The following is a 15,370-nucleotide window of genomic DNA, read 5'->3' on the forward strand; positions in this document are numbered from 1 at the left end:
AACAGCGTAACTCTAATTATATCACAAAAAAATTTTTTACAAATAATTTTTTTTTTTTTTTTTACGCTGCCTGTTTCTTCATTTGAAACAAAGCTTAGTTATTATAACCCGGCAAAATAAAAAAACCAAGAAAAAAATAAAAAAATTTTTTTTCTTCTTTAATTTATATTATATATAAGCATTTTTGCCAATTTTTTTTTGTAAATTTTGTAAAATTTTAGGAGATTTTTTGCTTTGCAACAGCCAAGGATAATCTCAAAAATGACCCACCAATTTGAAAAAAAATATTTTTTTAAAATTTTTAACCAAATAAAAATATTTTTTTTCAAATTTACAAATTTTTACATATTTATTTTGGAAAAATTCGCTCATTTTTATTTTTTTACTGGTTTTACAAAAAAACTTATAATTTATTATATTAGTGTTTTTTAGGGGAGAAATATGCCGATTTGAAAAATTGTTTTATTAATTACCGGGATTTTAGCACTTTTGGTTGCACTAGTCTCCTTTGTCTGAACATGAGTCAAAAAAAATAAATTAATTAAAAAATATAATTTTGAACACCAAAGTCAAAATTATGACCAGTGAATAGATCTAAAATCACAAGTCACTGAATTAGAAAGCGATATTTGGCTCATTGAAAGTCTTGAATTTGTTATTAATAAAATAAGGGAAACAAATTCAAAAACAAATTTATTTGTTGAAAAAGATGGAATTGTGGCTTGTCTTAGTCAAAAAAATATTAAAAACTCAACAAACACAGTTTTTGAATTTCACCTTGATCAAAACAGTTTGGCAAAAAATCTTGAAAAATTGCAAATAAACAACCTAAATTACACAAGTAATTGCGAAGCTTTTTTTGATTTTATTTTAATTTCGGCAGAAATTAACCCTAAAAATTTTCAAGAATTTTTAGAAAAGGTTAAAATTGGTGGACACTTAATCTGAAAATATAAAAAAAAACAGCGAAGGGCAATTTTAAAAATGTTAAAATTGCATAAAATCAACTTCGATGAATTTTTTTATTATGATTTTTTGATAATTCAAAAAAAATAAATTAAAATTTTACTAAAATTGTTTAAAAAGGAAAAAAATGAAAAAAATGATGAATGATGAAGTTCTTTTAACCCAACAAAAACTTGATGAAATAAAAAAAGAACTTGAACATTTAATAAACGTTGAGCATGTTAATGTAATTCAAGAAATCAAAGATGCTCGTTCTCAAGGCGATCTTTCTGAAAATGCCGAATATGATGTAGCCCGTGAAAAACAAGGGATAATTGAATCAAAAATACGTGAATTTGAAGCTATTATTGCTAAAGCAAAAATAATTGAAACTCGTTCAGGATCAAAACGAGTTTCAATTGGATCAAAAGTTACCCTTAAAAATCTTGAAAGTGGTTTAGTTCAAACTTTTCAAATTGTTTCTTCAATTGACGCTGATCCTTTTGCGAATAAAATTTCCAATTTTTCGCCGATTGCACAAGTTCTTTTAGGTCAACATGAAGGTGATGAAGTTGAAGTTGATGTAAATGAAAAATATTCGGTTAAAATTCTGGAAGTAACTAACGAATAAAATGCATTTTTCAATAAAAAAATTTTTTCCTGATTCGCCAGAAATGTGGAAAAAATTTGCTAAAATTACTATCCCAGTAATTTTAGCAACGCTTTTTATTTCGATAAACAATTTTGTTGATAATTTTATGGTTTCCCAAATCAGTGGTGGTATTACGGCTGTCGGGATGGCCAATTTTTGAACAGGAATTGTTTTTTCTTTTATAATTTCGATTAACACAATCGGGTCGATTATTTTTGCCCAATATTGAGGAAAAAAAGAATTTAAACTGGCCCAACAAGTAAATAATATTAGATATATTCTTTCTTTTATTGTTATTTTATTCTTTGCTGTCCTCTCGTGAGCTTTTCCTGAAAGTCTGCTCAGAGTCGTTCAGTGAAGACGGGGTTCGTCAGGTTTAGACCAAGATATTTTTGATCAGGCAAAAAGTTACTTATTTATAATAAGTTTTTCTTGAATCTTGTTTGCCTATATTGTCACTTCCTCAGGAATTCTGCGCGAAATTGGGGTAATGAAAGTTTCTGTTCTTTTTAACACTTTGACTTTAGTAACGAATATTGGTCTTAATTTTCTCTTAATTCCACTAATGGGAGTCGCTGGTTCAGCGCTTGCAACTGTAATTTCAAGACTAATAACCTCTTTTTTAATGTATTTGTATCAGCTTTTTTATAGAAAAGAAATAAGTCTGTCAATTTTTAAAATGTTTCAAATTGACAGACAAATTTGAAAGCAGTTTTTTGCCCGTTTTGTCGGAATGTCGCTTGTAACTATTGCCTCTTTAATTATTTCAGTCCGTTCTGTTCTTTGATCTCAAAGTCTGCCGCCAGGCTCAATTGGGATTGATGATGGCAGTGGTTTTTATAAATTTTGAGGGATTGGATTTTTAACTGTTTCAGGAATTATTCTCACAATTGCTAACATTTTTTTTACAACTTTTGCCTCAATTCAGACAAGTGTTTCAATTGTTGTTGGTCAAAATTTAGGTCAAAATAAAATTGAACTAGCCAAAAAAAACGCTGCAATGTTAAAAGGTTTTTTATTTGTTGTTTCAGTTGTTATGTCAGTTGTGGCCTTTATTATCGTTTTTGCTATCACAAAAACTGACTTAATCACAACGGGAATTAAAGAACAAGTTCAAAAAGGATTGTCTGATTATTTTAAGGAAAATAATTTGCCAGTTGACCAAGCTATTATTGACAATCAAAAAAATCTAGCCGTTGATTTTTATCTAAATCAGATTTTTATTATCTGTATAGTTATAATTTTAATTAATCCAATTTGGGTTCAAATTAATGCCTCTTTAACAATAATTAAAGCCGGCGGACGGGCTAATTTTGCTAGTTGATGAGACTTTTTTACCGGTTTAGGCCAACTTGTTTGACAAATTCTTATAGTTTTAGTGTTTATCCCTCTTATTTCCGAAGTTCATTTAAAACTCTTTATTTCACTGACAGTTTTTTACCTTTCAGATATTCTAAAGTGAATTATTTTTGAACTAATTTATCTAAAAAGCAATTGGGCGATTAATTTGACGCTTGAAAATTCAGCCTTAAAAGAATCTATCTAAAATGTTGTTGTTTATAATTTTTTTGCTATAATTTATTAAGTTAAACTCATTTTATAAGGGGAAAATTTTGGCAAAAGGAGAAATTTCATGGCTAAGTTGACAAATATGAAAATCTCTTTTGTGGCGATTTTCATATCAATTTCAGTAATTATGTTAATAATTGGGGTCAGGTTGGCTCCTTTTGCTGTTTTGCCTAATTTTCGCTTTTCAATTATAGGACTGCCGATTAAAATAACAGGCTTTATTTTTGGACCAATAGTTGGTTTTTTAACCGGTTTTTTATCGGATTTAATTACTTTTTTGTTTATTCCTGGCGTTTATTCTTGATATTATACTCTCAGCCTTTCACTTACTGGGTTTATTCCTGGCGTTTTCTTTTGATTTTTTGTTGTTCAAGGAAAAAAATGATTCCAAAAAGATAAAATTTTAGAGCGCTTAGGAGATAAAATTTTTGCCCAAAAGCGAGAAATTTTTAACTACACTTATCATGCAATAAGCCATAACTCAAAAGATGCAAATTTAGAACGAAAAATGCGCCAAAAATTGCTTAGATTGCAAAAAAAAGTTGCTAAAGTTCAAGCCTGAACTGAAGAAAAAGCTTTACTGAATTTTTATTGAATATCGAGCTTTTTTGTCCTGGCTTTAATAGCTTCGGCAGTTATTTCCACGGTTATGTTTAATTCTTCTATTGATTTTAGCAAAGCACGCTTCATTTCTAGTAAAACTTCGTTTTTAATTTTGATTCTTTTTGGTACTTTTTCAATGATTATCTTCTTACTTGTTGCGCGTTTTATTAACTTTTTCCGTAAAAATGAGCGGTATTTGACTCTTGTTCCGATCGTTGCATTTTCTGCCTTGCATGAGCCAATTGCAAGTGTTCTTGCCGCAAAAGGTGATGTAGAATCTGGTGCACTTAATAATTTTGAAACCGCTTTTTTGACGCATATAATTATTTCCCCTATCAAAATTTGGATTAATGCCTCTGTTATTTATTTCACTGCAAGAGCTGTTTTACCGCTAGTTTATAAAAAATTCTCTTACTCTCTTACTTAAATTATGGAAAATATTATTAATTTTAATAACGAGAAAAAGCAAAAACTTGTTTTTCATAATATAAAAAATAAGTATTGAAATTATTTTAGTCTTGAATTAGATGCAAAACAATGCGGATTTATTTATTCTTCTGATCCAAATTTTTTTAATGAATTCAAAACAATTCTTCAAAAAGAAAATTCTTATAATGGATTTATTCTTGAAAACGACAGACCTTATGATTACAGCAAAAACAGTTGTTTTTCAGATTTTTTATCAAAAGAAATGTATGAAAGAATTAAAAAAAAGCTCGTTATTCAGGTTCTTTTATCCCATTGAAACACAAAGCCATTTGAAATTGAAACTAATACAACAAGAAAATACATGTTGTATCTAACAATGCCCGAAATTGATCAATTTCTGACAAATTTGGATAATCAAATAACTAATTTATTGGAAAAAAGTGCTTTTTTTTCCTTTAATTTTACCGAAATGGTCAATAAAATTAAAAGCGATTATAAAAAATTAAACGAAAATTTTTATAATCTGTACATAAAAACAGAATTAAATCCAAAAGTTGAGCAAGAAAATTTAAACCAGGAATTAAAACTTAGCAATCCTTTTTTTGATTCAAAATTTGACAACTTTAAAAGCAACGAAACAACCCAAAATGCACTAAAAATTATTAAAAACGACATAAAAAACATTATCAGCCAGCATAATTCGCTAACAAATTCGGCAGATGCCGACCTTTATAAAATAAAAATTTTTACTACTGGATATACTTGTTTTTTAAATCTGATAAAACAAAGTGGAAATTTCAGGTGACTATCAACTGAACAAATATTTCAAATTTACTACGAATTTGAAGTTTGAATGTCCAAATTGTTAAACCAAAAAAGCCTTGATAATATTCCAAGTGTTCAAAACTTTTTTGATAAAACTTTTGCTGATGATTTTTGACTTTTTTGAAAAAAAAATCGTCAGCAAAAAATGCTTGAAGAAAAAAATAAAAAGGCACAAAAACATTTTAGAACAAAGAAAATCAACTCTTTTCGCAAGGAAAATCCCTATTACCAAAATCTTAAAGTAAACAGCAAAACTTTGCTAAGAGCGAATGTTTTGTGACAACATGAAGTAATTAGAATGAAAAAAAGCCTTAAAAAGAAGAATTTTCATAACTCTTTTTTTGCAAAAAGACTTTGAGTTGCTTCTATTGAAAACAAGTTAAGAAGATTAAAAAATAAAATTTCAAAAAGCGAATATTGAACTCATTTTGCTTTTTTGAGAGACACCTTGGTCGATTTAAAAAATTTTTTTTACTATTACAATTTAAGTAGAATTGATACTTTTTTGCGAAAAAATCAGTTCCTAATTTTTTGCTTTGAAAACAAAATTAATTTTGACATTTTATACCAATTTTACGGTGAACTTCCTGAAAATATTTTGTTTTTTTTAGAACTAAAAAAAACAAAAATGGGCAATTATTCTCGCTTTTTGTTTGACGAAAATTCTTTTTACTTAGGAACTACTTACAAACAAAAACTTTTTCAGCATTTTTTTAATGACGGCGAGAATACAGTCCAACTTTTTATTTGCGCAAAACGGTCAATCAAGCCTATTCGTGATTTTAGCATTGTTTTTATCGAAAACGGTACTTTAATCGAATATATTCAAGAGGTAGATTTGCCTTTGACTCCAAAAACCACATTTGCTAAGTTTTTTTACCAAAATAGTAGTTTTGATCGAACTAATTTATATTTGCTTGAAACACAACTTTACAAGCAAATACAAAACGAAGTTTTTCGAAAAAACCCTTCTGGAATCAACAATAATTTTGAATATTATGCTGATTTTTGAAATCCTATAAAAAATATAAAAGTAACTAACGAATTTTCAAGCCAAAACACACTTTTGGACGAAGATATTCTTGTCATAAATTTATAATGGGTGAATCATGGAAAATAAATATAATCATAAAACAGTTGAAAAAAATAGAAACCAAAAATGACTAGATAAGCGTTTTTTTTATGCTAGCAAAAATCCAAAAAAACCTTTTTCCATCATAAGTCCGCCCCCAAATGTTACAGGACACTTGCATTTAGGTCATGCTTGAAATATTTTTATTCAAGATTCCTTGATTAGATTTCATAAACTTCAAGGTTTTGACGTTCTTTTATTACCTTGTGTTGATCATGCCGGAATTGCGACTCAGGCAAAAGTTGAAGCTTTTTTAGCAGAAAAAAATATTTCTAAATTCGATTTAGGTCGCGAAAAATTCATCGAAAAATGCTATGAATGAAAAGATCAGCAATACATAAAAATCAAAGAACAATGAAATAAATTAGGAATTGCCTTTGATTATTCCAAAGAAAGATTTACACTTGACGATGAAGCTCAGCTCGCTGTTTCAAATTTTTTTATCAAATTGTGAGAAAAAAATTTGATTTATCGCGGAAAAAGAGCGATAAATTGGGATGTAAAATTACAAACTGCACTTTCAAATATTGAGGTTATCAACAAACCTGTAAATCAAAAAATGTATTATTTAAAATACTTTTTGAAAGACTCGAGCGAATTTTTAACCGTGGCAACAACAAGAATTGAAACTATTTCATCCGATGTTGTCTTGGCTGTAAATCCAAAAGATAAAAGATATTCAGGCTTTATTGATAAAGAAGTTATTCATCCTTTGACTAAAAAAATTATAAAAATTATTGGTGACTCAAATGTTAGTCAAGATTTTGGCTCTGGAGTCATGAAAGTTTCGGCTCATTCAATTTTAGACTTTGAAATTTTAGAAAAAAACGGCTTGTCGGCCGAAGATTGCATTGATGACTATGGTAATTTAAATAAAAATACCCTTGAATTTGAAGGTAAAAATCGATTTGAGGCCAGAGATTTAATCGCAAAAAAACTTGAAAATGAAGGCCTTTTAATTAAGACCGAAGACGTTGTTTCAAATGTTGGCTTTTCACAAAGAAGTGGTGAAATCGTCGAAATTCTTAAAAAACCACAGTGATTTGTCAAAATGGATGAATTGTCTCAGTCTTTAATTTCGCACCTGAATTCAAAAGATAAAATTCTATTTTATCCACGCGGATTTGAGAAAAATTTAAGAAAATGATTCGACAAAATCCACGACTGAACTATTTCACGCCAACTTTGATGAGGTCACAGAATCCCCGTTTGGTATAAAAATGACGAATTTAAGGTTCAAATAGAATCACCTGGCAAAGAATGAACTCAAGACCCTGATGTTCTTGATACTTGATTTTCTTCAGGAATTAGCGCCTTTTCTTTTTTAGGATGGCCTAATAATTCTGAGTTAATTCAGTCCTATTTCCCGACAAGTTTGCTCGTTACTGGCTGAGATATCTTGTTTTTTTGAGTTGCTAGAATGTATTTTTCCTCTCTTTTTGTCATGGATAAAAAACCTTTTGAAAAAGTTCTGCTTCACGGTCTTATTCGCGATGAAGAAGGTCGAAAAATGTCAAAATCACTCGGAAACGGGATTGATCCTATGGAAATAATTGAAAAATACGGGTCAGATACTTTAAGACAAATGCTTCTTTTTAACTCAAGTCCGGGAAAAGATATCAGATTTAGCATTGAAAAATTAAATTCAGCTTGAAATTTAAGCAATAAACTTTGAAATATTGCAAAATATATTAAAAGCTTAGATAATTCTCATAGAAAACCAGATTTTATCGACTTTTGAATGGAAGGTAAAATTTACGATTTTAAAAAACAAATTGTAAAAAATATTAAAAAATACAATTTTAGCGTTATTGGGACCGAAATTAATAATTTTATTTTTGGGGATTTTTCTTCTCGTTATATAGAGTTGATTAAAACTAGGCAAAACGGTTTTTATGCTAGAAAACTATTAAAAAGTGTCTTGATAATTTTGCACCCTTTTATGCCTTTTTTGACTGATTTTTTGATGGAAGAAATTTTTGACGAGGAAATTTTAGAACAAAAAATGCCTAGAGTTAGGCAATTTAGTGACAATCAAAAGGTTGAAAATATCCTTGAAATTATTGATAGTTTAAGATTTTACCGTGAAAATTTACAGATTTCAAAAAAAATTATGTTGGAATTTTGTGTTCTTGATGCCGAGTTTCAAAAAGAAGAAATTGAAATTATTAGTAAATTTGTTTTTGGAAAATGAGTTCCAAATAATGAGTTTATTATTAAAACCAAAAACTTTAAAATTTCACTTAAACTTCCTGATGAAGTAAAAAAAGCGCAAGAAGAAAACGATAAAAAAGAAATTCAGTTCTTAAAAAGCGAAATTTTAAGGGCAGAAACCTTACTTTCTAATCAAAAATTTGTTGAAAAAGCACCTAACGAAAAAGTTGAACAAGAACGCGAAAAACTTAAGAAATTTAAAGAAAAATTAGAATTTTACGAAAAAAAATAGTTTATTTTTTTTCGATTATCCTGAGTTTCCAGGTTTGATAGCAAAAATTCACTTTTTATTGATGCAAATACGAAAAAATACCCGTAAATCCGGGTTTTTTGCTGCTAAAATCTTAATTTTTATTATTTTAAAATTTACCATTTGCAAAAAAAAAAAAAAAATGCTTGATCAAAAATAAAGTTATGTTATAATTAACCTCACTTAAGAATGAATTAATAAATTTTGATATTGAATTAAGGGGGATTAATTATGTTTTTACCATAAAAATTAGAAAATGCGAATTATCCATTATATTTTTAAATATGATGGAATGCCTTAAATTTACCCGTTTAGAAATCTATAAATTTAAGGCTTTTGATTATGGCTCTTTCAAAACTTCACATATTTTTTTAGGCTCAATGTAAGTAAAAATGAGTTTTCTATTTACATTGAGTTTAAATAGTAGTTGTATTTTTTTATGATTTTTGTTATTTTATCAATGAATTGATTTTTGCCAGTGTTTTAAAATAGGTAATTAACTCTTGCCAAAAAAGTTAAAAAGTGCCCAAAAACCGGACACTTTTCTAAGACTATCTCATCAAAGTGGCAAAATCGGGATTTTATGAAGAAATAAACTATTTTTTTTCGATTATTATAGAAAAATTATTGTCAAAGTTAGTTGTTTTACCTTCAAAAGGAACAACAAAAGTTTGGGTAAAAAATCTAACAAACGGATAATCTGATAATTTATCTTTTGGATCTTCTGTTTTAGAAAAAAATGCTTCGGGATTAGCGTTTTTTTCATATTTATCGGATTTATACTCCAAATTAATCACTGAAATGTTTGAATCTAGGGAATTTTTTTGCGTTATTTCGTGTTTTAGATTGTTTTGTTTTTCATCTAATGTGAAAGTGATTTCTTTTTTTTCAAAATCAATATTTTTTAAATAAAGCTTGTAATTAGGGAATGTTTCTGATTCAAGAAAGCCAAATAAATTTTTTTCTGTGCTTTGGGGATCGTTAGGATCTTTTCTTTTATAAGCAAAAGAATTAAGCATTTGATTAACATTTATTTGCAAATAGTTCTTGTTATCATTTGAAATTAGATCTTTTTTTAGCAATTTTAACTCAACGGAAGAATACGGGGTTAAGGTTCGAGGGAATTTTGTTGAAGTTTCAGGAATGCTGATTTTTTGGCCGTTTTGTTCAAATTCTGTGAAACCAACTGAAGTTGGAATTACATAAACAAACCAAAAATCCTTTGCATTTTCGGCTACAGTTGGGACATAAATTGAGTCAGGACCTTGATTTAATTGGCGCTTAGTTTTTTGAAGTTGCTTAGAATTGTAGTAGCGATTTATTAAATTTAAGTATGTTATTTCCGAATTTGGGCTGAATCTTGATATATATTCGGGATCTATTTTTTGTGAATTTGAAATTTTTGGAGCATCCGTTAGATTAAGTAGGTAAAATTGTGAATCTTTTTGCTCGTATATTTGCTGCTGTTTTTCGGCAGGAATTTCAATTAAATTCTCTGAATTAATGAATTTTTTCAAATTTACAGCATTTTGAACGCCCAGACCTATTGGATTTTTAAACCCATCATCAGTTTTATCAGTATCTCCGCATGAGGCTATGATAAAAATAGTTTGTGGTATTCAAAAACTACTAAATAGAAAATGCCGAAAAATTTTTTTTACTTTTTTGTTAAAATTCACAGTTAAATTTAAATAAATCCTTCTAAAATTAATACATTTTACGACTCAAAAAAATTAGCTTTAAATATTTTTAGGCGCCCAGGTCCTTCGGAATTAATGAATTTATTTGCCAAAGTTAAATATGAGTCATAGCTAAAAATTAGTTCTCTTTTATTTTTGAAAGTAAAACTTCATAAGAAAAATAGGACTTTGTTAGCAAAAAGATCAGGATTTTGCAATATATTTTGTTCTATTTCAAAAGGAAGTTGTAAAATGTAGTCCTGATTTTTATTAGCGAGTTGGTTTTCTAAAACCCTTAAAAAATCATCTCAATTCAAACCGGTGTCGCAAATTTCTTTTTTCGGTAAAATGTTTACTTGCTTTTTGTTAGGTAAATGTTTAAAATCTCAATTTTCTAGTAAATCAACCGGAAAGTCAAATTCTTGATTTTCAACATCGACAACAGCAGTTGCAATAATTGTAAGGTTTGCCGGAATATAAATTTTTTGGTCCTCATTTGAAAAAACGTATGAGCAAACTTCTGGGAGTGAAATTGAAAAAAAGCTGCTAGCTTTTTCATCGCGATAAAAGAGCGGTTTTAGTTGTGAAACTAAATCAATTCCAGCTTTTTTATCCATATTTTCAAGAATTAAGAAATATTTTTTATCTGGATTTCAAAAAGAGGTTCTCAAAATTCGTGAAAATGGACCAGGAATAAAATTAGCCTGATTTTTTTCATCAACACTAAAATCACTATAACCGACAAAATCTTGAATAGTGTAACTATCGGAAAAAGTAGTTATTTCATAGTTATTTTTGTCCATATCGTGTTTAAAAATATTGTTTTTAATTTCGTTGTAAATCTGGTTTTGAGACGGAGAAATTAAAAATATATTCTTACCAGACATAATTTTTGTTGGTTTTTGACTTATTGTGATTTCGTCATTAATTTTTCTTTTCTCTAATAAGTTGAAAAAATTTTGCTTAAATTTGGGTTGATTTAGTAAATTTTTAATTGAAAAGTCGATTAATTTATATACGTTGTTGATAAAATAATTATAATAATGCTCTCTAGATTTTAAAAATGTAGAAGCTGGGAGTTTTACATTATTAATTTGGGTTTGTGATTCTGCCGGTAAATAGCAAATTTTTTCTGAATTTACGAAGTTTTTTTCTGGCTGTTCTGTTTTTTGTTCTGCTGTTTTGGTCTCTTCGATTTTAGCTGACTTTGAATTTAATGATTTTGAATCGATAGCTTGTGAATTTTCACAAGGACAAGAGAGAATTTCAGAAGAGTGTAAAACGCCAGACAAAGATTTTTTTGTTTTGCTTGAATATTCTTCAGGTGAATTTTCAAAGTTTTTCTCAGTGTTTTCGGGTCAATATGTTATTTGAGAATCTAAAATTACGCCTAAATTCATAGGATAATTTTGATTTTCTGATAAATTTTTGGAGTCATTTTCACAGCAACTTTGGGTGTCAAATGTAGGTGTATAAAATTGAGAAAATTCGCCTAAATTACACTTTTTTTCAGCGGGTTTGATTGTATCTTTGGCACTTTTAACTTCAGACTCATTTAACTCAGTTATTGTTTCTGATTCTTGAGTTTGATCTAAAACTTGTTCTTGGAGTATCAAGTCGTCCTGAACGCCTTCTTTTTTGGTTGAAGTTTCATTTGTAGCTTCGGTTGGAGCTAAAACCGGAGGCATTTCTTGTGATTTATTTTTCAAAACACTTATGATATAGTCATAATTTGCTTGAGAATTTGAGGTTAGATAATTAGATCATTTTTCCGGATCTAGCCTTACAGCGCTTGCTTTTTCAAAATTATATGATTCTAATTGATTGTTACATTTACTTATTAGTTCGTCAATTCTTGAATATCAATAGTCAAAAAGTTTTATTTTAAAAAATTTTGTGCTGTATTGTTGACTTTTTTCACGAAAAGACAACACTTCAAAAAAGATACCAGAAATTAGAATGTAAAAAATGTGGTCTTTTTGTGTTAAATTATAACGCTGAAGTTTTTCATCAAATTCAGGGCAAGAAGGCTCTCCAAAATTAAAATTATCAAAAATTTCATCAACTGAAACAGGTTGGTTTTCTTTCTCTTTGAGCAATTCTAGCGTCATTTTAAACAAGTGACGATATTCTTCATTAATAAAAGTAACTAAATTAAACAAAACAATACTTATATATTCGCGAACTTTTATTGTTCCGTTGTTTATTAATTTAGCTAAAATATTAAGTTTTTGCTGCCCATTAACTAAAATATTTGTTTTTGCGATCCCAAGTTGAGAGGCTAATCTTATGTGCTCGCTCAAATCGCCAACTGGTTTTCAGTTTTTATTTTTGTAAATTTTTAGTCATTTACTTTTAAAATTTGGGTTTATTTCTTCTTTATTTAAATAAAGTGCTTTAATTAATATTTCTAAACTTTCCGCTTTTCGAAGGTGTGTATTTGAAATAAGTGTTCAAATACAAGGTGAAATTTTGTTATTCATTTAGTATCTCCGTAGATTTTTAAACTTTTTTAAACTTTTTTAAACATTTAATACTATTTTAGCGAATTTTTGCGAACCTTTATTTATATTACTAGATTCATTTTTTCCTACGCATTCAGGGTTGAACTTTTTCACGATAAGTCTTGGATTTTTGGAAATAATGAACGCCAAGCGCTTGCATAATTTCTCAAATACCACCAATAATTCAATAAATTTGAAGTGAAGCTTGAAAAATTACTCCAAAAAACACAAAAATTATTGACATGATTCTTTGTGTTTTTATTTGTTTTTTATATGTCTCATTTTCCTGAGCATTTATTATTCTTTTTGTTTTATTTTTATTTAAAAGTTTCGGAATTATTTGCTGTAATCCTTGAACTATAACCGTAATAATTATTATTGGAAGGTAAATTCATTGTCCGTCAAAAAGTTTTTGATATGAAGTTGCCGCTAATTCAAGACCTAAAAAATAAGTAACTTTAAAGCTAGGAATTCCCTGGAGTGCTCGTCAAACAGCTATAAAAATAGGCATAGTTACTAAAATTTGGGAAAAAGGCGCAAATGGTGAAAAATTATTCTTTTTATAAAGGTCAGCAACTTCTTGTCGATGACGTTGTTGCATGACTTTATTTTTTTTGTAATTTTCGTATTTTGCATCAATTTTAGCTTTTTTTAGTTGTAGCTCATTTTGCTTATTTTGACCAAAAATTGTTTTAAACCTGAAAGCAAAAGAAATAAGTTTTGTTATTACAACAATTGTTAAAATCGCCAAAATTGTTATTCAACCAGATCAAGCAGATAATGACTGAGACGAGGTTACTCAAGTAATTATTTTAGAAATCGGGTAGACAAACATTGCATAAAAAGGTCCTAATTTCCACGACTCAAGCCAGCTAACAATCGGAAATGATGGAACTTGATTTTGGAAAGCGATTTTTCTTGCAAATTCTTCGTCGTTATTATTCCAGTTGTAAGTTTTGTTTTGTATATCAATTCGGGAAAAATTAATAGGAAAAATTATTTTTTTTATAGATTCAGCGTATCCAGAAATAATTTTTTCAGTTTCAGGAGAAATTTCTTTTCCTGCTTTTGATTCAAATTCTTCAATTGCATTTTCCAGTTTATTATTTGAAAATTCTGGTAATGAAATTAATTTATTATAAAGAACTTGAAGAACATCACGGCTAAAAGTTGCATAACTCCGATTAACAGGCGGGAGTTTACTGTCTATTTTAAAGAAAAACTGGTCAATTTTTTCAGTTATGTTGGCTGTATCATTGTTATTTTGAAAATTAAAATTATTAATAGGTAAACTTTTGGCGTTCTGCAGACTTTCAAAATAATTTTTATCAGCTTTTTGACTAAAATATTTTGGAGAAGGAAGTTTTATTTCAGTTCAAACAGTTTTTTGCTCATATGATTTTTGCGCAGAACTGAAAAAAATAAATTCGTTAGTTTTGTCACCTTTTAAATATTCAAATTCATTTTCATTATTTTGGAACAAAAGAAGTGAATTAAACTCACCAAAATCTGAATTTTTATCTCCAATTTGTTGTCTTAAGGCGTTCAAAATACTTTCTTGATTTACTTTTTTTGAGTCAGCTGAAATCAAAAAGTTATTGTTTTTTGTTGCTAATTCAATACCAGGTGCGCTTTCATTTTCTGATTTTTTAAAAATTGTATAATTTGGGGTTATTTCTTCTTTAGAATTATAAAACTCAAGCGCTTCGCCAACATTATGCGAAGTTTTTACAACTAATGATTGAATACAACCGGTTAGAGAAATTCCGAAAATAATAGTGTAAAAAAAGACTTTCAAAAATTTGAAAATAGATTTGAAGTTTTTGAAGCTATTTTTTTTTGAACCGTTTTGGTTCTGGAAGTAATCAAAAGCCTTTGGTCGTGTTTGTTTATTTTTCATTTTTTTGGAATTCTTTGAATATTTTAATAATTTCGTTCTCTTTTTCTTTAAAATTAAGTGTTAAAAATGATTTTCTTGTTATTAAAATTACTCGAAATTTTGGTGCAGAAGGTCAATTTTTTTGAAGGCTGTGAAGAATATTTTTGATTTGCCTTTTATAATAATTTCGTTTAACTGCATTAGCAAATTTTTTCGGAATTGAAATACCAATTTCGAAAAAAGCAAATTTTGAATAATAAAGAATAAGAGAATTTGTAACTATCTGTTTTTTAGATTCGATTATTGCTTGGAATTCTCAATTTTTTTTAATAGTCGGAATTTTTTGCAAAATTATCCTAAAAACTATTTATCTGATACAGTTAATCTTTTACGACCTTTTAATCTTCGAGCTGCTAAAATTTTTCTACCGTCAGCAGTTGACATACGTGCGCGGAAGCCATGAGTTTTTATGTGTTTTAATTTATTTGGTTGGTATGTTCTTTTCATGATATCTCCTTTTGTTTTATTTGTTTTTTCAAAAATATTGCTAAAATTTAAAAAAACATAGTTATTTTGTTGACTTGCACCCAAAATTGTATAGTTAAATTTTAACACTTTTTATATTCTTATATATAAAAATAAAATAAACGTTTCTAAATTTTACCACAAAAGAAGGAAAAATCAAAAAA

General features: G+C 28.1%; 11 protein-coding genes. 6 read left to right on the plus strand and 5 right to left on the minus strand.

Annotated elements, in window-relative coordinates:
• The first annotated feature begins 441 nt into the window (after positions 1 to 441).
• From QJQ40_RS03530 to QJQ40_RS03555, 6 genes are all read left to right on the plus strand, one after another.
• A complete protein-coding gene (locus QJQ40_RS03530) occupies positions 442 to 1,056 on the plus strand; it encodes a BC85_0335 family putative methyltransferase (RefSeq protein ID WP_282861246.1) in 615 nt (204 codons plus the stop codon).
• Between the two features lie 37 nt (positions 1,057 to 1,093).
• Complete coding sequence (greA, locus tag QJQ40_RS03535; RefSeq protein WP_282861248.1) at positions 1,094 to 1,576, plus strand: transcription elongation factor GreA; 483 nt, start codon at positions 1,094 to 1,096, stop codon at positions 1,574 to 1,576.
• A gap of 1 nt (position 1,577) precedes the next feature.
• Complete coding sequence (locus tag QJQ40_RS03540) at positions 1,578 to 3,143, plus strand: MATE family efflux transporter (RefSeq protein ID WP_282861250.1); 1,566 nt, start codon at positions 1,578 to 1,580, stop codon at positions 3,141 to 3,143.
• A gap of 87 nt (positions 3,144 to 3,230) precedes the next feature.
• Positions 3,231 to 4,196: a LytS/YhcK type 5TM receptor domain-containing protein gene (locus QJQ40_RS03545; RefSeq protein ID WP_282861251.1), complete on the plus strand. Its 966-nt coding sequence runs from the start codon at positions 3,231 to 3,233 to the stop codon at positions 4,194 to 4,196.
• Positions 4,197 to 4,199: 3 nt separating this feature from the next.
• On the plus strand, positions 4,200 to 6,122 hold the full coding sequence (locus QJQ40_RS03550; RefSeq protein ID WP_282861253.1) for a hypothetical protein: 1,923 nt from the start codon (positions 4,200 to 4,202) through the stop codon (positions 6,120 to 6,122).
• A 10-nt stretch (positions 6,123 to 6,132) separates the two neighbouring features.
• A complete protein-coding gene (locus QJQ40_RS03555; protein WP_282861254.1) occupies positions 6,133 to 8,601 on the plus strand; it encodes a valine--tRNA ligase in 2,469 nt (822 codons plus the stop codon).
• Between the two features lie 614 nt (positions 8,602 to 9,215).
• On the opposite strand, the gene QJQ40_RS03560 is transcribed toward QJQ40_RS03555, so the two are convergent.
• From QJQ40_RS03560 to rpmH, 5 genes are all read right to left on the minus strand, one after another.
• Positions 9,216 to 10,136: a hypothetical protein gene (locus tag QJQ40_RS03560; RefSeq protein WP_282861255.1), complete on the minus strand. Its 921-nt coding sequence runs from the start codon at positions 10,134 to 10,136 to the stop codon at positions 9,216 to 9,218.
• 200 nt (positions 10,137 to 10,336) lie between these two features.
• The gene (locus tag QJQ40_RS03565; protein ID WP_282861256.1) at positions 10,337 to 12,781 is read right to left on the minus strand and encodes a hypothetical protein; all 2,445 of its coding nucleotides are present in this window, start codon (positions 12,779 to 12,781) and stop codon (positions 10,337 to 10,339) included.
• 91 nt (positions 12,782 to 12,872) lie between these two features.
• Positions 12,873 to 14,702: a membrane protein insertase YidC gene (gene yidC / locus QJQ40_RS03570; RefSeq protein WP_282861258.1), complete on the minus strand. Its 1,830-nt coding sequence runs from the start codon at positions 14,700 to 14,702 to the stop codon at positions 12,873 to 12,875.
• Positions 14,692 to 15,030: a ribonuclease P protein component gene (gene rnpA / locus QJQ40_RS03575; protein WP_044284280.1), complete on the minus strand. Its 339-nt coding sequence runs from the start codon at positions 15,028 to 15,030 to the stop codon at positions 14,692 to 14,694. The genes yidC and rnpA overlap by 11 nt, the downstream gene beginning before the upstream one ends.
• A 14-nt stretch (positions 15,031 to 15,044) precedes the next feature.
• Positions 15,045 to 15,188 carry a 50S ribosomal protein L34 gene (rpmH, locus tag QJQ40_RS03580; protein ID WP_044284298.1) on the minus strand — a complete coding sequence of 48 codons (144 nt, stop codon included), beginning with the start codon at positions 15,186 to 15,188 and terminating at the stop codon, positions 15,045 to 15,047.
• Between the last annotated feature and the right edge of the window lie 182 nt (positions 15,189 to 15,370).

Origin of the sequence: Mesomycoplasma ovipneumoniae (assembly GCF_030012565.1) — a bacterium.
Lineage (GTDB): Bacteria > Bacillota_I > Bacilli_A > Mycoplasmatales > Metamycoplasmataceae > Mesomycoplasma > Mesomycoplasma ovipneumoniae_D.